Raw genomic sequence first — 17,489 nt, 5'->3', positions numbered from 1 at the left:
AGCATGCACCTGCACCTTTCTCAAGATTCCGTATGCGCAGACGACTACCCAGCCTGGCCCGGCAGATGATCGATTCCCTGTTCCATATTCCGTCGTCTGTTTTTCATCCTACAGCGCTCGTTGGCAATAACGCTGTAGTCCGTGTGCATGAACGGGATGGAAACCATATGAACGGTATGAAAAATATTGACTTTCTGCGATCGGCCGCCGTGATGCTGTGCAAGCTGGCGCTTGTTGCCGGGCTGTTCCATGCGGCGCAAGTGCGTGCCGATCCGGTAGTCATCGAGTTCCGTGGAGATTCTACCGGCCTGGGCATCGATGGAAAGTTGCTGTCCCAAAATGCTGCCGACATCCGCGTGGTGGCACAACCTCCTCAGGCATTCATTCATCTCGCCGGGGTGGTCATTCGCAATGTCTCGGTCAGCGGCGAGTCCACGGCGACGATGCTCAATGGCCATTTTTCCGGCCATCCGTGGGAGCAGGCTGCGCAAGGCGACTGCGCCGACATCGTGATTTTCAATTACGGAATCAACGACAGCCTCACCTTGGACGAGAAGACCTACGCAGACAATCTGGAAACCCTGATTCGTATTTCAAGGGACAACAATCTGGAAGTCTTCCTGCAGACACCGAATCCATCCAGGCTCACGAAGGTTGCGAACTATGCGCAAATCATGCGTGATATCGCCCGCAAGCACGACATCAACCTCATCGATGTCCACCAATATCTTTCTGCGCGCATCCCTTCCGGTCAGCTCAGGAACTTCATGCCTGACGGCATCCATCCCAACCAGGAGGGCTATGCGCTGATCGGAGAATTCATGCAGGGCAGGCTCAGGGATCTGCTGTTGAGGCGCAACCTCATCGCGCTGACGCGGGGCGATGCTCATGCGGTGCTGCGCGATGGTGTCTGGCATGGCCGCTTCTCGTACGGACGCAGGCCTGCATTGGGGAAGGCGGCAAACTCCTGTCAGAAAAGGCAGACCTGATGCTCGCTGCTTGATAGCAAATCTCTCTTCACACAACAAATGGAGGCAGACTGCGATCTTGCAGCGTTGCATGCGGCGCAGCCAATGAACACCGGCGGACCACCTCTGCAGATCGCCATAGCGAGATGCCCAAGAAAAAAGCTCCTGATCGAGGAGCTTTTTTCATGTACTGAAGTATCCGACGGGGCGACTGTCAGTTCTTGTGCAGATCGCTGTTCAGGATGTCTTCGCCATCTTCCAGCTTTTTCGCGAAGTCGATATTGCGGCCGGTACGCAGCACTTCGAGCGCACCGGTGACGTCATTGCGGCGGAACGTCGCTGCATTGATGCCGGCCAGCTCTGCGGCCTTGACCACCTTGCCGTTCAGCGGGTGGCCTTCAATCTGCACCGAGACGCGGGACGACGCCATGACCGCGGTTTCGGCCGCGACGATGACGGCATCACCGACCGGAATGCCCAGGGCGGAATTGACTTCCAGCAGGCAGTTGCGGCCCAGGGAGATGAACACGTTGTTGCCACCGGAGAGCACACCCAGCGTGGACGCGCCGCCGCCGATATCGGTACCGGCACCGACCAGCACGGAGGAGCTGATACGGCCTTCCACCATGGAAGCGCCTTCGGTCCCTGCGTTGAAGTTGATGTAGCTGGCACCCGGCATCAGCGTGGTGCCCTCACCGAGGTAGGCACCCAGTCGAACCTTGTGCTGATCGGTGATGCGCACGCCCATTTTCAGGGAATTGATGCGGTGGACATACAGGGGGAACTTGTCGACCATGTGCGGTGCGAAGCTGCCATCGCCGAAAGCGGCCGACATCAGGGACTGCTCGACTTCCTCGGCGTCCATCGGGGTATCGCCAATCCAGGCCACATTGGGCAGCTTGGTGAACACCTTGGTCAGGTTCAGCTGGTTGGGCTTGAAGCAGCGATGGCTCAGGCCATACAGCTTGAGGGTACTGTCTTCCACGCCTTGGGGATCGATGTCATCGAAGATGAAGGTGATGACGACGCGATTGGCCGGGCCGGCCTTGGTGGCTTCCAGCGCTTGTTCCAGCGCGATGACGTTGCCGTGATACTTGCCGTCGTTCTTGAACGGCGCAAAATAGGCCAGGATCTCGGTCAATTGGGCGGCGGACACCGAGATATTCTGCACGCCAGCCGGGGTAACCCCCAGCACTTTCATCCAGATCGCTGCGCTTGCCGTATTCTGGCCAGGGCCATTGACGACCGGATAGCGCACGGAGGCCAGGGTGCGATTGCCGGTAAAGACGCGGCTGCCGACGGCGAACAGCAGCGGCTCCTTGTAGCCGGCGCTGGCCTTGAAGTCTTCGACGACCTGTTTGAAAGCGTCTACGGTGGCGGGATAGGTGGATTGTGGTTGGTTCATGGGTTTCTGCTGAGAAATGCTTCTTGAGTGTTATAGCGCGTTGGGAGCGCTATTTTAGCGTCGGTTCGGGTTGTGGAGGGCGTTGTTGAAATATGAGGGGAGCTGGGTATCGCGGCAATATTATCGGTATTGCGTTCTACTTGTGCCTCGCTTCGGCACTTTGGCCTGTCAAGGGAGAGGAGACCGCACCGGCGGTCCGGGCGACGCCTCTGTTTTTCTTTTTGCATTTGGCCGCTCTTCCCGGTGATCTCTGTTTAGTACTCTCGATCCGCCGAAGCCGTCCCAAGTGAGTCGGTCGGAAATACTTGATCGGTCTTGCGGGAAAGATGAGCTTCGTAGATTCGCCGGGAAACTGATCATGTGGCGGCTGCTGATCGATCAAGCCAACTGAGGCATTGATTTTCTGGGGAGCTGCCATCAAGGTCCGCAATCGTATCGAGGCAGCCCATGAATCCAGCTCGGCCAATTCTACAAAAAATGCTCCAAAAAATAATCACACGATGAGTCGCGACAAATCACCAGAAGAGCGTTGGAAAGAACCCCTCTTTTCGCAAACGATGTTAGCCGCGTGCTGGCGCAGGGTCGGGGCAACAAGCATTGTTCTACTCGGTTTGCTTGCCTGTGCAGCGCCGCCGGGAATATTTTTCGGGCTGCTCTGGCTCGCCTGTGCCCTGGCCTGCCAAGGGGGCTGGCCATGGATAGTGTTGTTGGGCGGACCGTTCCTGATGATGGCACTCTTTGTGGTATCGATGGTTTCGCTCTATGAGCTGACCGATCGTGTTGAAGGCAACTCTCAGCGCTACCTCAAGATCTATTTGGGGGTTCTCTTCGTGTTGGCTCCCATGGTGGCGATCAAATTGGTGTTGTTTCGTTGAGAGAAGATTGTCTCCACTTTGCACCGTCGAAGTATTCACCCTGGTGTCTCCCTGGGGCGGGAGGCCGGGATCCTCTGGCTCAGGAATGGCGGTCGGCTGCCGTGCAGGGTTCGGGAAAACGCAAGAAGGGTGGAAAATGATTTATTTTGTGGCAGGCGACTGATTGTTGAGCTTGCGCCCCAATGATTCGTGTCTACAACGTGCTGGACTTCGCTGCTTGCAATGTTGAAGAGCGCATACGCTCTGCCCCTTGGATTGCCTCTGCGAAGATGTCGTGAACGCTTCGCGCCGTGAAGGGCGAAAGCATTGTGTCCGGTGCTCCCGGGCCACCCCAGCCTCCCAGGCCTGGCACAAAATCGGCATACCTGACTTCTACTTTTCCCTTGCCTTTCAAGGCTTGGGCTATCTCTTCAACGCGCTCCCGCGGACTCAAAGGTGCGTCACTGAGCCCGGGAATGGTATTTTGTATCGACCCATAGCCGCCAGCATCATTCACTTCGGCGAATAATTTCCCGTCCACCAGAACCTGCCCGATAGTTTGGTATTGGTGTTCGTTTGCGTACTGTGCGCTCATTGCGTTGCGGACAGCTTCCTCTTTGCCCCGCACCTCCATTTCCCTTATGAGGGCTTCCGGCATTTTATAAACAACAGGATTGAGGGCACTTACAAGAGTGGCGGGACCACTCAAACGATACTGACTTGCAAGGTCATCAGTCTGTGTTTCGCTTTGCGTGGCTTTCTCCAAGGCGGCAGAAGAAATAGTGACTTTGCTTGACTCTGTCTCCTGTACCTTCTTTGGCTCCGGCGTTGTTTGATAGCCGGACGAGGCTAGCGGAGCGGCTATGGCGGCTGAAGCTTGGTTGCCGGAAATCATCATGGTATTGATTCCTTGATAGGTAATGCGTGGCTGAACCCATGTAGAAGAGATTTGCTCAAGCAGTATGAAAAAAGTCCGAGTCTTCAATCGCGTGAGCAAGCGTGATTTTTGCCCGCATTTCTCAGAAACGGCCTGAGTGTCCGTTGTATCGTGCCGGATCCGGTTAGCTGTTGTATTCGGTCGGACCGGATGGCGCTCATTCCCACGTTTCACAAACAGAGCCGGCGAGTATAGGCACATCGTCAACGAAATCGGGTTACTACTCGCTTTATTTTGTGTGTCAAACCGCAACGCTACTTTCTAAGGAAAATCCCTAAATCTAATAATTTCGGTCTACTTTATATTTCGAGGCGGTACAGATTAATTCCCATTTGGATTGATCAATTAAAAATGCTCGTATTTAACCCAAGGGGGAAACAATGACCGCGCTCAGGAATATGAAGATTGGAACCAAGTTGGCGTTAGCATTTGCAGCGCTTTTAATGCTGACGTTTTTGCTCGCTGGAATAGCACTGAGCAGCATCAGTTCGCTGACTGTGTCCATCAAGGCGGCGGACGCAGTTCAGGATGAGCGATTGGTGCCGCTTTACCTGGCGCGGGAAGCTCTCGATCAGACTGGCCTTGCCGCTCGCAACGCCTATGTCTTCAGAACCGATGCGGATGCGCAGAAGGAGCTGGCCATCGTTGATGAGCAAAAACAGCTCTATCTGAAGGCGCTCAAAGACATGGAGCCTCATTTTGCGGGCAACAAAGGTTTTGAAAAGGTGCGTGCCGGTCTGTTGCAGATGGCCGAGGAGTTGAAACGCCCGCGTATCTATCGTGAAGGTGGAAAGTCGGAAGAATTTCGTGACTTTCTGGTCAACGAATGTAGTCCGCTGCGCCGCCAGATCGTACTCGATATCAACAAGCTCATCGCTGAGGTGGACGCCGAGAACGACAAGGCACATGAGGACACTATCGCCATGGCGTCCAAGGCGTCTGTAGTGGTTGCGGTCTTGACCATCATCGTGGCACTCATCTCGGCCCTTGTCGCATTAGCGATTACACGCGGCCTGTTGAGGCAGCTGGGGGGAGAGCCTGCCTATGCAGCAGATATTGCACAGCAGATCGCGGCCGGTGATCTGACTTCTGAGGTGAACGTGAAGGCGGGCGACACCACCAGCTTGCTGTTTGCTATCAAAAAGATGCGCGACAGCCTGGTTGGCATCGTGGGCAGGGTGAGAGAAGGCACCCAGGCCATCGAGCAGGCATCCACCGAGATCGCGACTGGCAATCTGGATTTGTCTGCGCGTACTGAACAACAGGCAGGTGCCTTGGAAGAGACCGCTTCGGCGATGGAAGAACTGATGTCCACCGTGAAGCAAAATGCTGATAACGCCAAGCAGGCAAGCGAGCTGGCGGTATCGGCTTCGGACGTCGCCACCCAAGGGGGCGAGGTGGTCGGCAAGGTGGTCAGCACAATGGAAGGTATCAATGCTTCCTCACGAAAGATCGTCGACATCATCAGCGTGATTGACGGGATTGCGTTCCAGACGAATATCCTGGCATTGAATGCTGCCGTCGAGGCAGCAAGGGCCGGTGAGCAGGGGCGCGGCTTTGCTGTCGTTGCATCGGAGGTCCGTAGCCTGGCACAAAGGAGCGCTACGGCGGCAAAAGAGATCACCGAACTGATCAATGATTCCGTAGCGCAGATTGCCCAGGGAAGCAGCCTGGTCGAACAAGCCGGGATGACCATGGAAAATGTGGTCACCAGTGTCAAGCGGGTGACCGATGTGGTGGCGGAAATTTCCCATGCGAGTCAGGAGCAGAGTCACGGAATCACTCAAGTCAATCTCGCCATCACCCACATGGACGAAGCGACTCAACAGAATTCTGCGTTGGTCGAAGAGGCCGCTGCTGCTGCGAATGCAATGATGGAGCAGGCGGGAGAATTGGCTGGATTGGTGTCCACATTCAAGCTCGATGATGCAAAAGGTTTCGCTACGGTCACCGGCATTGGAAGACACAAGGTAGCGGCTGTCAGAGCCGTGGCACTGCGCTGACAAGACCGAAAACATGGCAGATCGCCCGCTTGGCGCGGGCGAAAAAAAGCGGCCTGCATTACTGCAGGCCGCTTTTTTTTCTGGTGCTGATGGGCGGAATCAACGTCGATCTACTGATCGCGAATCGGCCAGGGGAATTATATAAATCAATAGATCAGGCTGGAGAGTTTGCTCCGCAATTCAAAAAGCCGACGGTCCACAATGCCAATAAGTACGCCCTCGATCTCGAATTGCGTGGCCGATTTTTCGTGTTGGAAGGCGAATGTCATCGCCGATCCTGATAAAGTTTGCCATGTCCGCAATCGGGCAGAAGCGGACCATAAAATTATCATGGGGAAGAAATTGAAAATTCGTACACTCTGCATGGCTTGTGCCGCTGTTCTGCTTTTGGCGTCGTGCGCTGCCGCGTTGGTGCCGAAGGTTGATGATCCCGCAAGCAAATTAAAAATTGCTCAAGATCTCTTTGAGAATCACAACCGCCCACTTGCGGCTGAACCGATGATCATCGATGCCATCGCCATTTATCAGGAAAAGCATGATGTCGCGGGACTGGTCGAGGGGCAACGTGTTTATGGACTGTTCTTGAGGTCAGCGGCCGTGAGCGGATCGAAGCAACACTATCTGCAATACGGATTCAGGGACAAAGAGGTCAGCTTCGACAATCGTTTGAGCGCAGCATTACTTTATTTTGAACGGGCAACAGCCTTGGCGAGAGAAGCTGGACTGGTCGACATTATTCCCAATCTTTACGTGAACATTGCACTTACACATTACGCACAAGGCAATAAGGACGCGACTTGTACGGCGTTCGATGAAAGCCTTCATGCTGATGATGTCCGAATGCAGCACGATCCCCAGCGGAAGATCATCTTGCCGCGTGAATATGCAAGTTTCAGGGAGGGTGTGAAGGATTTGAAGATGAAGGCTGGATGCTCGAGCTGAGCGTCCGCAATCGGTCGACAGGAGACCTTCGAGGAACCGACCGCAAGATGAGCAAGCTGGATGAGGTCAGGCTGATTTTCTGCTACAGTTCCCCGACAAAAATCCAAGGGGGAAAAGTATCATGTCTCACAAAAGCATCTTCATATGCCTGCTGGCCATATTCCTGACTGCTTGTGCCGTATCGAATGTGGATCGAGATTTTTCGCTGGAGAACAATCCGGATGAAGGCATCGTTATCGTCTCCGTTTCATTTGATCGCGCTGGATCCCGAAATTTTCAGGCCATGTTTTACCTTGACGAAGGCATCCCCGGCGCACCTGTTCCGCCCAGGCGTCTGGAGGCGCTTCCTGAATACGCGACGATTCGCATGGGAAGTCAGTTCAAGGATAGTTATGGGCAGGTCCTTGCCATTTCATTACCCGCTGGCAGGCATACCATTTCGTCATGGCGCCTGGTTCGGAACGCCGGATATATCCTTTCGCCATCAGCGAAGATGGCCCCGCTGGAATTTCATGTGGCAGCCGGCAAGGTTCAATACATTGGCAATCTGCACCTGAACCTCGCCGAGGGAAAAAACATCCTTGGCCTTACGGTAGTGGCAGACGCATCTCCTGAGATCAGGGATCGCCAGGATCAGGACTTGCCCATCATCAAGAAGAAGTATCCACAATTTGCCGACCGCACGGAGATCAGGCTGCTGCCTCTCGGAACATGGGGAGGTGGTGGGGCGGCAAATAGAGAGATCCAGCCCATCGTCATCGTGCCGGTCAAATGAATCAATGGATGCGCGGGCTTCCTTTCATGATCGCTCTCAATGGCCTGTTTCCGGCCAGTTCATGATGCGCATAACTTACGGGATTTTTATCAATTCGACAGTGCTTTTGACACGCTCCTGTCTCATCCTCCAATATCAATACGGGCACCATACGCGGAGTTTGATGCGTTGCTTTGCGAACCTAACGCTTTCATATGGTGCGTAGTTCTACCTAAGAGCGCTAAAGATGATTTCCAGTCACCGTATATTGTCCGATGCAAGGAAGGTGTCATAGGTGGCGACAATCTGGCCGTGCCACAGCCGCTTTCAATGACAATGCGAATCGGTTCCAAGAAGTCCGCGTTCGGCCAGAAGAGGACAAGCCCAACCTTAGGACAACAAATGAGCTTGAAAGAAGATTTGCTGGATTTTGCCGGTTCTCTGGCAACAGCGACAGACTATCCGCCTGATGATTATCCAAGCTGGAGCTCTTGGACCTATGAAGCTCATATGGATGATCTAAGAAGTCTGTGGTCAGCAATAATGCCAAGGCTGAAGAAGGACGCAGACAAAATCGAGTTCATAGACCAAAACTTGAAAGTAGCCCTTGCCGCGTTCGAGGCAAAAGATAAGGACAAAGGCAGAAAGGCGATTTTGGCGATCTACAATCTGAACGTAAGATCTCTACGCTAGGGCAAAAGTCTACAATCGGCCAAGAGCAGCAGCTAAAGATGCGCAGCCGTAACTCTGAAGCAATATATCCACCTCAACATTTTCGTATCGATTCACATGCAAAATAAAAAATTTAAGCTTTCGCCGCACGAGATAGCGCCAATAGTCAGCGGAGTTGGTGGATGTCTGGCTACCGACCGAATTGTTGTTGATGGCTGTCGGGTCGGATATATGTACAGAGAGAAACCAATGAACGAGCAAGACAGCGGCTGGCGTTTCTTTGCAGGAGACGAAGATGAAGCGTACATGGCTCGCAACGAGCATCACGGTGTTTATGACGTCAACACAATCGTCAACTACGATCCGACGATACTTCCCTTCGTCGACTTGGAGATAGGTTCTGCATTAGAGCGAGATGATGCTGGAGACTTCGTTGTTCCCAGGTAACTGGCTGCCTTGTATTTAGCGTCTTCTTCCGGCCAAAAGGAGAAATCCTCATTTGCCATGCAACTTCGAATTACAAGTATCACCTCGTCGGAAGTAGGGGCGGTGATTAGCGGCATAACAACCGTGCTGGAGGACAGACTCTGTCCGATCATTGAACCAAACCAGTACGGCACAGGAATAGACCTATTTGTCGCGTTCTTCGTGTCAGTTGATTCCGACCCAATGGAGAATGAACGTTACTGCATCGCAAATAACCGGTCGGGGCGCTTTAAACACATATTGACTGGTGAAACAGTTCGTTTTGTCGGAATCGCCGTTCCGGTCGCCCCAGAAATCGTTCTCAAACATGCATCCGGAAAATTATCTTCCCACCTTCACGAATTGTTCTTAGAAGAGCTTGCATCGCCAGCCTATGTCATGCCGAAGAGATTTGAAAGAGAAAGACTGTGGCACGACATTTCAACTGCGCTGAAAGGCAACTAGCGGCCAGTAACGGACTTGTCGTCTATTGAGGCTTGATTGATGCATCTCCTGAAGACGCTCTGTCCAATAAACTAATTTGAGCTAGTTGAAACAATGACTGTCTATTCTGAGCACTACATTCCTGTCAAAAATGAGGCTCCATTCTTACTGCCGCAAATATCCAAGTTGGCGGAAATCTGGTTCGACATTGCTGATGATGTGTCGTCTGCAGTCAGGAAATGGGAAGAGATGGACTTCATCAGGTTGAGCTCGACCGATGGTACTAATGAAGGCCCGCAGGATCAGACTAAGTTCATCGACCATGCCATTGCCATAGGTGCCTCGTTAGTTGTTTATAACAAGCGGCAAGTCCCTGTGTATCTTGCACCGTTGTCGCTTTCCGCGCGTCAGCAAGCGGAATTGTTCCCCAAGTGTGGGAGTTGTACTGCCGTTATTCATGGTGCCGTACCGACTGCAGCCACGCATATTGCCCCTAGGATCTTTGATGCGTCGCTTGTTCATTTAGTACATACGACTGACCTATCAGGCGATGTGTCAGCATGGAAAGAGAAGGGTTTTCTCACGTTAGGTACTGCAGATATCGTTGCTAAAAACGGCGACCAGGGAGTTACTCTGCGCTTAAAGTCTGCGGCTATTTCTGCCGACGCCTCACTCGTTTTTTTTCAGATAACACCTGCCAAGCTGCGGACCATTCGACGAGATTTGAATGGGCGTATTGATATGGGGGCCGTGCGCGCAGATCCTCCTGCGGGCATTCACGCTAGTGGTAGTAGCGTAATGCAGGCCGTATTCCTGGCGCCGATATCGTCCCAAGCCCGGGAAACCGCAAAATCTGAGCTACCTGGTAGTTATGTTCCTGTGGAATTGAAACCAAATTAGAGAATTTATCGTCCGCAATCGGCTCGAAGCCGACGTTCAAAAATAATGGGCTAGATAAAATGCTTCCGTCGATACCACGCAGCTATTACGACTACATTCAAGAAAATGGTTTGTTCGAAGGGTTCACTGTCGATGAGGCCCGCCCAGGCTACATTATCCTCTGGGCTAAGGACGAAATTCCTGGAAGCAATTCTGATATTGAAATCGAAACGTACGCGCCCGGCTTCGTTGCTTTTGCGGGAGATGGCGGCGGGGAAGTGCTAGCCTTTGATGAACAAGGCGCTGTCTACATGCTGCCACTAATTGGAATGGCGCCTGAGGCCGCCATCCGAATAGCAGATGACTTTCAATCGTTCGCCAGTAGATTCGTCCGCTAGCGGCCAGTAACGGACGTCAGGAATCTTTAGAAAGGGCAGTATGGAATATCGGTTTCAAATAGCGTCGGACGTTATCCGCGATGGCCTGGGTTTGGAACTGGTAGATCCCATCGGCAAAGTCCTTGCCGAAGTCTTCCGATGTGACGCTGATCATTCGCTGAAAGTCTCTCTTTTTACAGACGAGCTGCCATTTACGCTGATGGAGAAACTGGTTCTCATGGCACGTACTGAACTAGGTGTTTTTGAAGATGGTAGTCCGTTGCCGAAACCAGCATGACGACAATTGGTTGGAAGCTGACAATGTCGGAACGAAGGCAGTCCAGTTCAACTTGAGTAATAAATAATAATTCGGGGAATTTGAATCAAATGAGTTATGCCGTCATTGGCTTTATCCTCACATTGATTGCTGGTTCGGCTGCGGCGCAATCAACGTCCGTATGTACAAAGGCAGATGAAATGCGCTGGGAAGCAGCGACGATCCGTGAAGGGATGCCTGCGATCATATATCCACCCCAGGCGCGTCAAGAGGAGCGAGAGGGAAGCGTGCGCATCCAGTTCACCATCGACGGCGATGGCAAAGTTTCCGCAATGACGATTTTATCGACGTCGGGATATCAGGATCTTGATGCCGAAGCCGCACGCGCAATTGGCTCGAGAATTTATCCGCAGATGATGTGTGGAGGGATCGCTCAGGAACATACAACGGCGCAGTCCATCAATTTTCGTCTTGACCATGAGCCCGCACCACCGGCGGCGCCACTCACTGAAACCAAGCGCTCTTTGATCGAATCAATCCTGAGAAAGCTACCGCCCGACCAGATTCCGCCCGCTTATGCGGTACACCTTGTCGACAAGGTGCCGAAACGACTTCTGATGGAATATCCGGCAGTTCCACCGACCGCACTCAAACAGATTGTCGACGAAGTTCGGGAGCAACTTGACGCTTCCCGCAAAAAATCATCCGGGCTGCATGAAAGCCAGGTTCAATATTTCAATAGTCGGTATAGCGACGGCGAATTGCAGCTGCTGGAGCAGCTGGCCAATCAACCAGGCGGTGTGGCGCTGTTGAAAAAACTCTCTGCTTTGTTTCAAGACCAGCGTGCAGTTACCGCACGTTGGCACGATCGTATTGTCGAGCGTGGCCTCGAAGAGGCACTGGCGAAACAACAAGCGCAATCGTCCAATACAGGCTGGTTGGAAGGGCGCAAGTAGGGCCTTGTCCAAGCGTGAGGTCGCTGGGGTGGCAGGCTTGCTCCCTCTCGGCTTAGGAGACGATGCCTATTACGCATTGCTCGTGCGGGAGGATCAATTGGAAGAGATCGTTCAAGCGGCGGAGGATGCTGGTCTGGATGTTCAAGAATCAGATGATTTTGAACGTGAGCAATTGCGCGATTGTTGATTTGCGAGAGAGAAATTGACCTGCGGTGATTTCGTCAGTCACAAGACCATGCGAAGTAGAATGCAATGGTGCATGGTCGAGGAACGGACGAGACTGACTTCCAGGGGGGAGGGCGGCTCAAGGCGAGCTAGGCCACAGAAGCGTGACGACGACGAAAATCTACGCTCGAAAGCGGCGGGGCAGAATGTGATGCCGACGAAATGAGTTTGCCGCCTTTAGGTGCAAAAAATTGCGGAGCAAAAAAGCGGCCTGCATCGCTGCAAGCTGCTTCTGTTCTGGTGCTGATGGACGGAATCGAACCGTCGACCTTCTGATTGCGAATCTGCGAGTAAAATTATATAAATCAATTGGTTAGGCAGATTTTTGCTACGCAATTCAAAAAGACGACGGCCCGCAAGGCCAATAAGAACGCCCCTCGATTTGGAATTGCGGTGCGGATTTTTTGTTGTTGAATGCGAATGTCGTCGTCGACCCTGATAAGGTTTGCAATGTCCGCTTCCGGCCAGGAGTTGACATGCAGGCCGCTGGTGAATGTCCGCAAATGAACAACCTCTAAATGTTCGACAGTGCTCTAACCTTGAGAGGCTGGTCGCGTCACAAGCCCGTATTGAGCTTCGTTCGACTGGAAACGCAACTGGAATTCTCTTTCCTTGATGAGCATATTTACTTTAGCGTCCCTCTGCCGCAATCGATGGAAGTGGACAATCTTGCGAGCAAATTAAGTCCTTCCGGCCAAGCGCCTAGGTTGCTTTCCGCATTTAGGTGTCCCTTCGCTCCAACCTCGACGAACTCGCTGCCCCAGGCATTGGCGCATTCTCTGCCGTGTTCCACGCTACCGTAGGGATCGTCGGCGCTGCAGACGACGACTGACGGAAACCTTAAGGGAACCAGAGGTAAAGGTGAGAATCCATGCGCCGAGCCACGCGGAAATGAAGGTGCCGCTGGATCGGGAACTGCGACCAGCAAGGCTCCACCAATCTTCTTCCCCGATTGTTCGGCCCAATGTGCCACCGCTAGACATCCAAGGCTATGTGCAACCAGCAGGGTGTTTGCAGGAGCATTGACAAGTTGTCGTTCCAGGGCAGATACCCAGTCGTCGCATTCTACTTTGTCCCAATTTCCGACTATGAGGCGCCGCCAATCCGGATGCGAGGACTGCCATAAGCTCTGCCAGTGAGAAGGGCCAGAATTGCCTATACCGGGAACCACAAGGACGGAATGATGCATTTGCGCAATCTCCATTGATGAAACAGCGCTCATTGTATTGAGGCCGGAACTAGGGCAACATCGACATTCGAATGAATTGGTGGCATTGAATCAATGAATTAACGAAAGATGATGAACTCGGCAAATGAAATTAAAGCGGAGGTATTAGACCGCCTGGATTGGCGCATCTTAGAGGCGCTTCAACACAATGCGCGCATTAGTAATACTGAGCTGGGAAAGCAGATTGGTTTATCTCAACCGGCCATCACGGCACGCATAAAAAAATTAGAAGACCGAGGTGTGATTGAAGGCTACGCGGCAAGAATAAATCCCCGCCTGGTGGGCCACAATATCTCCGCAATGGTGCGGATTCGTACCACCCACGCGGAGATCAAACGCTGCTTGGCTGCCTTTGAGGCGATGCCAGAGATTATTGATGCGCACCGCATAACTGGGGAAGATTGCTTCATTGTGCGTGTCGTGGTTCAAGAGATGGCACAGCTGGAAGCTGCTATCGATGTGCTGGCACGGTTTGGGCCAGTTACCACTTCAGTAATTCTGGCAAGTTACCCGTCGAAAGTTATCGTTCCAAGGGCTTGAATCACCTTTGCGATTGAGGTCTGTGGTGAATATGATCCCGGTCAGCAGTAAGTCGTCGCCCATGCCCTTGAGATATCTAATTCTTGGATAGAAATGGGTTTCCAGCATAAGCGGGAAACTCTTGTGTGCTGGTGCTATGGGCGGAATCGAACCGTCGACCTACTGATTGCGAAATGGCTGCGCTCCGGACAAAAATCGTATAAAAATCAGAAGGTTAGGGTAAGTTGGCTGGGTTATTCAATACGTCGCAAATCGGCGCTAAATGTCTGATTTGATTGGAAGAGATCTTGGCCAATAACCCATATATAGTCGGGTCATGAGCCCGGTGTTAAAGTCTGAGTCACTCTATCCAGCTGTGAACCTTCTGGCGATCCTGACTGTACTCATCGCGCCGTGGAGATATCTCTTGCGAGATGAGGCGTTGCTACCAGCAGGCATCGGCATGCCCTTTGCACCCGCGTTATCCATGGCCCGCAGGTGGTAAGGGCGGAGGTGCTCAGGATTGGCAGACAGGCTGTACAGTGTGCACTGCCCGTGGCTTGCGCTGCACCCACAGGAACAGCAGCAGTCCTGCCAACGTGAGCACAAATCCTGCCCAGACTGCCGACAGCAAACCGTAGCCTTGCGCAATGGCCTGTCCACCCGACCATGCGCCGATGGCATTGGCGACATTGAGCGCCGCCAGATTCATGGCGCCCATCAGCGTGGGCGCATCGGGTGCCGCTTCGTTGAGACGTACCTGGATGGTGGGGATGGCAACCATCATGGTGGCACCCACGGCAAACAGACCGGCCATCAAGATCCAAGGGACCGCGCCCGCCACTGCCAGCCAGGCCAGCGCCAGCAACGCACTGCCAAATCCGGCTACCAGACCCATCGAACCATGGCGATCGGCCAGGCGTCCACCGAGGGCGTTGCCGGTGGTCATCCCCAGGCCGAACAAGGCCAGGGCGGGCGGTATCCAGTGCTCGCTCAACCCGGCAGTCTGAGTCACCAGCGGGCCGATGAAGGTATAGACGGCGAAGATGCTGGCCACCCCCAGTGCAGCTACGGCGATCAGCGCCCATACGCGGCCACGTTTGAGGGCCAGCAGTTCTTGCCGGACAGGCCCTCCGTTCAGGGCGCTGCTGCGCGGCATCCAATGCCACAGGCTCAACAGGGAGACCACCCCCAGCAGCGAGACCACCAGATACGCATTGCGCCAACCCAGCGTCTGGCCCAGCAGCGTAGCCAGGGGCGAACCGACAATGGTTGCTACCGTCAGGCCGGACATGACCAGCGCAAATGCGCGTCCTCCCTGGCCGGGTCCTACGATGTAACTTGCCACAACCGCACCGGCCCCGAAATAGGCGCCTTGCGGAATCCCGCTCAGAAAGCGCGCCAGCGTAAAGCTGCCGAATCCGGCCGCCATGGCCGAGAGCAGGTTGCCTGCCACAAACAGCGTCATCAGGGCCAGCAGCAGGTGCCGCCGGTTGAGTTTGGCCGCCAGCAAGGTCGCGGCTGGCCCACCCAGGACCACACCCAATGCATAGGCTTCAACGGCATGCGTCGCTGTGGGAATATCCAGACCGAGTTCGCCCGCAAACAATTGCAGCAGTCCCATGCTGGCGAATTCGGAGGTGCCGATACTGAAGGTACCCAATGCCAGGGCCAGCAGGGCCAGGCGGGGATGGCGCGTGCGCTCGGCATCAGGCAGGCCGTGGACGGCCGACGGAGCGCGATGGGTTGGTTTGTGCATGGAATTTCTCCTCGATGATTGACATTGCAAGGACAAGCGCTCCCTCACCGGTAGCATTGCCCGGTGCCGGTCAGGCCGAGGAGGGAGGTCGATATGCGGTGTGGCCGATCAACTGCCTTCAGGCAGCGGTGCCTGCGGATGGATCAGGCCGGCTGCGCGCAGATCGCGCCAGAAATCGGCAGGGATGATTTCGGCCAGGGCCGCGCGATCCTCGGCAAGGCGTTCCGGACGGCTTGCCCCTGGAATCACCGCTGCCACCGCAGGATGGGCCAGCGAGAACTGCAGGCCGGCGGCTTTCATGCTTACACCGTACCGTTCCGCGAGCGTCTTGATGGCCTGTACGCGGGCCTGGATGGCGGGCGTGATGGGTGCATATTCAAAATTCGGACCGCCGACCAGGGCACCCGAGCTATAGGGGCCACCGACCACGATACTCAGGCCTCGCTCGCTCACCCGCGGCATGACACGCTGCAGGGCGCGCTCATGATCGAGCAGGGTGTAGCGGCCGGCCAGCAGGAAACCATCCGGGCGCGGCTCCTGCAGGTCCAGCAGCAGCTCGATCGGTTCCACCCTGTTCACACCCAGGCCCCAGGCACCAATCACGCCCTCATCGCGCAGCCGGTCCAGGGTCTTGAAGGCGCCATTGCGGGCGGTCTCGAAGACGCTCAGCCATTGGTCGCCATAAAAGTCCTGGGCGACGTCGTGTACCCAGACGATATCGAGCCGGTCTGTCTTGAGCCGTCGCAGGCTGTCGTCAATGGAGCGCAGGGTGGCATCTTCCGAGTAATCGTTGACGATGCGGTTCGCACGGCCGTGACGGAAGACATCACCTTTCTCGCCAAGGTCGCGTGCGCTCACGTCTTCCAGTTCATCCATGACCAGCCGGCCGACTTTGCTGGCCAGTACATAGCTGGAACGGTCCTTGCCGGCAAGCGCGTCGCCCAGCCGCGCCTCGGCCAGGCCTGCACCATAGAAAGGTGCGGTGTCAAAGAAGCGGATGCCGTCGTTCCAGGCAGCCTCGACGGTGGCGCGTGCTTCCTGCTCGGGAATGGCACGAAACATGTTGCCCAGCGGGGCGGTCCCGAAGCCCAGTGTGCCGGGGAGAAGGTTCTTCAAGCTCATGGTGTACTCCTGTTCAGTTGTGGTTGCGATGAACGACATCTTCGGCATTGAGGAGAGATTCGGCAAATTTATTATTGATAAATCAGATTTATTGTGCAGAATATATCTTCATGAGATATGACCTGAATCTGCTCCCCGTTTTTGTCGCCCTGATGGAAGAACGCAGTGTCACCCGCGCCGCATTGCGCCTGGGCATGACACAGGCTGCCGTGTCCAATGCGCTGGCACGGCTGCGTGGCACGCTGCAGGATCCGCTCTTCATCCGCGAGCGCTACAGCATGCGTCCGACCCCCAAGGCTGAGGCGCTGGCTCCGGTATTGGCCTCGGCACTGGCGTCGATGGATGCGGTGGTCCTGGGCCAGCAGGCGTTTGATCCGGCCCGTGCAGATCACCAGGTGACGATCGCACCCAACAGTTACGTGGAGTTCGTGCTGGTACCCAGGCTGGTAGCCCGCCTGAGCCAGCTGGCGCCGGGAATAAGGCTGCGCACCTTGAACTTTGGTACCGATCTGGCCGAGACCGGGGTCAGTGCGGGCGATACTGCCATGGTGCTGGGGAGAATCGAGGAGGCGCCCGACAATCTGGTGGTCCAGCACATCGCCGACGACGGGCTGGCATGCGTGGTCCGGGCGGACCATCCCGTCATCGGCAATCGCATCGGCAAGAACCAGTACGAGCGGCTCAAGCACGTGAACGTGCTGCC

General features: G+C 54.6%; 20 protein-coding genes. 15 read left to right on the top strand and 5 right to left on the bottom strand.

The annotated features are described in order from the left end of the window. The first annotated feature begins 65 nt into the window (after positions 1 to 65). Positions 66 to 989: an SGNH/GDSL hydrolase family protein gene (locus B3873_RS05115; RefSeq protein WP_286864395.1), complete on the top strand. Its 924-nt coding sequence runs from the start codon at positions 66 to 68 to the stop codon at positions 987 to 989. A 193-nt stretch (positions 990 to 1,182) separates the two neighbouring features. Here the strand turns inward: B3873_RS05115 and B3873_RS05110 are convergent, their stop codons facing one another. Then, positions 1,183 to 2,373, bottom strand: coding sequence for a tetrahydrodipicolinate N-succinyltransferase N-terminal domain-containing protein (locus tag B3873_RS05110; protein WP_286864394.1), 1,191 nt, complete (start codon positions 2,371 to 2,373; stop codon positions 1,183 to 1,185). A 395-nt stretch (positions 2,374 to 2,768) separates the two neighbouring features. Here B3873_RS05110 and B3873_RS05105 point away from each other — a divergent pair, with 395 nt between their 5' ends. Continuing rightward, positions 2,769 to 3,248 (top strand): hypothetical protein, encoded by a 480-nt coding sequence (locus B3873_RS05105; RefSeq protein WP_286864393.1) that lies wholly within the window; start codon positions 2,769 to 2,771, stop codon positions 3,246 to 3,248. A 193-nt stretch (positions 3,249 to 3,441) separates the two neighbouring features. On the opposite strand, the gene B3873_RS05100 is transcribed toward B3873_RS05105, so the two are convergent. Further along, positions 3,442 to 4,125: a hypothetical protein gene (locus tag B3873_RS05100; RefSeq protein WP_286864391.1), complete on the bottom strand. Its 684-nt coding sequence runs from the start codon at positions 4,123 to 4,125 to the stop codon at positions 3,442 to 3,444. Between the two features lie 419 nt (positions 4,126 to 4,544). Here B3873_RS05100 and B3873_RS05095 point away from each other — a divergent pair, with 419 nt between their 5' ends. From B3873_RS05095 to B3873_RS05045, 11 genes are all read left to right on the top strand, one after another. Continuing rightward, a complete protein-coding gene (locus tag B3873_RS05095; protein WP_286864390.1) occupies positions 4,545 to 6,167 on the top strand; it encodes a methyl-accepting chemotaxis protein in 1,623 nt (540 codons plus the stop codon). 234 nt (positions 6,168 to 6,401) lie between these two features. After that, a complete protein-coding gene (locus B3873_RS05090; RefSeq protein WP_286864389.1) occupies positions 6,402 to 7,109 on the top strand; it encodes a hypothetical protein in 708 nt (235 codons plus the stop codon). 121 nt (positions 7,110 to 7,230) lie between these two features. Continuing rightward, positions 7,231 to 7,884: a hypothetical protein gene (locus B3873_RS05085; RefSeq protein WP_039784442.1), complete on the top strand. Its 654-nt coding sequence runs from the start codon at positions 7,231 to 7,233 to the stop codon at positions 7,882 to 7,884. A gap of 381 nt (positions 7,885 to 8,265) precedes the next feature. Further along, complete coding sequence (locus B3873_RS05080; protein WP_198516431.1) at positions 8,266 to 8,556, top strand: hypothetical protein; 291 nt, start codon at positions 8,266 to 8,268, stop codon at positions 8,554 to 8,556. A gap of 96 nt (positions 8,557 to 8,652) precedes the next feature. Further along, positions 8,653 to 8,982 (top strand): DUF2185 domain-containing protein, encoded by a 330-nt coding sequence (locus B3873_RS05075; RefSeq protein WP_034332807.1) that lies wholly within the window; start codon positions 8,653 to 8,655, stop codon positions 8,980 to 8,982. A gap of 57 nt (positions 8,983 to 9,039) precedes the next feature. Further along, positions 9,040 to 9,465: a hypothetical protein gene (locus tag B3873_RS05070; RefSeq protein ID WP_286864388.1), complete on the top strand. Its 426-nt coding sequence runs from the start codon at positions 9,040 to 9,042 to the stop codon at positions 9,463 to 9,465. Between the two features lie 93 nt (positions 9,466 to 9,558). Beyond that, positions 9,559 to 10,344 carry a hypothetical protein gene (locus B3873_RS05065; RefSeq protein WP_286864387.1) on the top strand — a complete coding sequence of 262 codons (786 nt, stop codon included), beginning with the start codon at positions 9,559 to 9,561 and terminating at the stop codon, positions 10,342 to 10,344. Positions 10,345 to 10,403: 59 nt separating this feature from the next. Continuing rightward, positions 10,404 to 10,721: an SMI1/KNR4 family protein gene (locus B3873_RS05060; RefSeq protein WP_051057503.1), complete on the top strand. Its 318-nt coding sequence runs from the start codon at positions 10,404 to 10,406 to the stop codon at positions 10,719 to 10,721. A 40-nt stretch (positions 10,722 to 10,761) separates the two neighbouring features. After that, on the top strand, positions 10,762 to 10,998 hold the full coding sequence (locus B3873_RS05055) for a hypothetical protein (RefSeq protein WP_276841593.1): 237 nt from the start codon (positions 10,762 to 10,764) through the stop codon (positions 10,996 to 10,998). Between the two features lie 89 nt (positions 10,999 to 11,087). Then, complete coding sequence (locus tag B3873_RS05050) at positions 11,088 to 11,933, top strand: energy transducer TonB (protein ID WP_286864386.1); 846 nt, start codon at positions 11,088 to 11,090, stop codon at positions 11,931 to 11,933. Between the two features lie 4 nt (positions 11,934 to 11,937). Then, the gene (locus B3873_RS05045; protein ID WP_286864385.1) at positions 11,938 to 12,120 is read left to right on the top strand and encodes a hypothetical protein; all 183 of its coding nucleotides are present in this window, start codon (positions 11,938 to 11,940) and stop codon (positions 12,118 to 12,120) included. Between the two features lie 663 nt (positions 12,121 to 12,783). On the opposite strand, the gene B3873_RS05040 is transcribed toward B3873_RS05045, so the two are convergent. Continuing rightward, complete coding sequence (locus tag B3873_RS05040) at positions 12,784 to 13,347, bottom strand: RBBP9/YdeN family alpha/beta hydrolase (protein ID WP_166675591.1); 564 nt, start codon at positions 13,345 to 13,347, stop codon at positions 12,784 to 12,786. A 108-nt stretch (positions 13,348 to 13,455) separates the two neighbouring features. Between B3873_RS05040 and B3873_RS05035 the strand changes: the two genes are divergently transcribed. Beyond that, a complete protein-coding gene (locus B3873_RS05035) occupies positions 13,456 to 13,926 on the top strand; it encodes an Lrp/AsnC family transcriptional regulator (RefSeq protein WP_286864384.1) in 471 nt (156 codons plus the stop codon). Positions 13,927 to 14,422: 496 nt separating this feature from the next. Here B3873_RS05035 and B3873_RS05030 read toward each other — a convergent pair whose 3' ends face one another. Next, positions 14,423 to 15,664, bottom strand: a complete 1,242-nt coding sequence (locus tag B3873_RS05030) for an MFS transporter (protein ID WP_286864383.1) — start codon at positions 15,662 to 15,664, stop codon at positions 14,423 to 14,425. A 108-nt stretch (positions 15,665 to 15,772) separates the two neighbouring features. Continuing rightward, positions 15,773 to 16,786 (bottom strand): aldo/keto reductase, encoded by a 1,014-nt coding sequence (locus tag B3873_RS05025; protein ID WP_286864382.1) that lies wholly within the window; start codon positions 16,784 to 16,786, stop codon positions 15,773 to 15,775. A 110-nt stretch (positions 16,787 to 16,896) separates the two neighbouring features. Between B3873_RS05025 and B3873_RS05020 the strand changes: the two genes are divergently transcribed. Then, on the top strand, positions 16,897 to 17,489 hold a 593-nt coding region (locus tag B3873_RS05020; protein WP_286864381.1), incomplete at its 3' end, for a LysR family transcriptional regulator.

It is taken from the genome of Herbaspirillum sp. UBA812, from assembly GCF_002296545.1.
Classification (GTDB): Bacteria; Pseudomonadota; Gammaproteobacteria; order Burkholderiales; family Burkholderiaceae_D; genus Herbaspirillum; species Herbaspirillum huttiense.
Note: the sequence above shows the minus strand (reverse complement) of the source record. Positions and strands in the feature narration are given on the sequence as shown.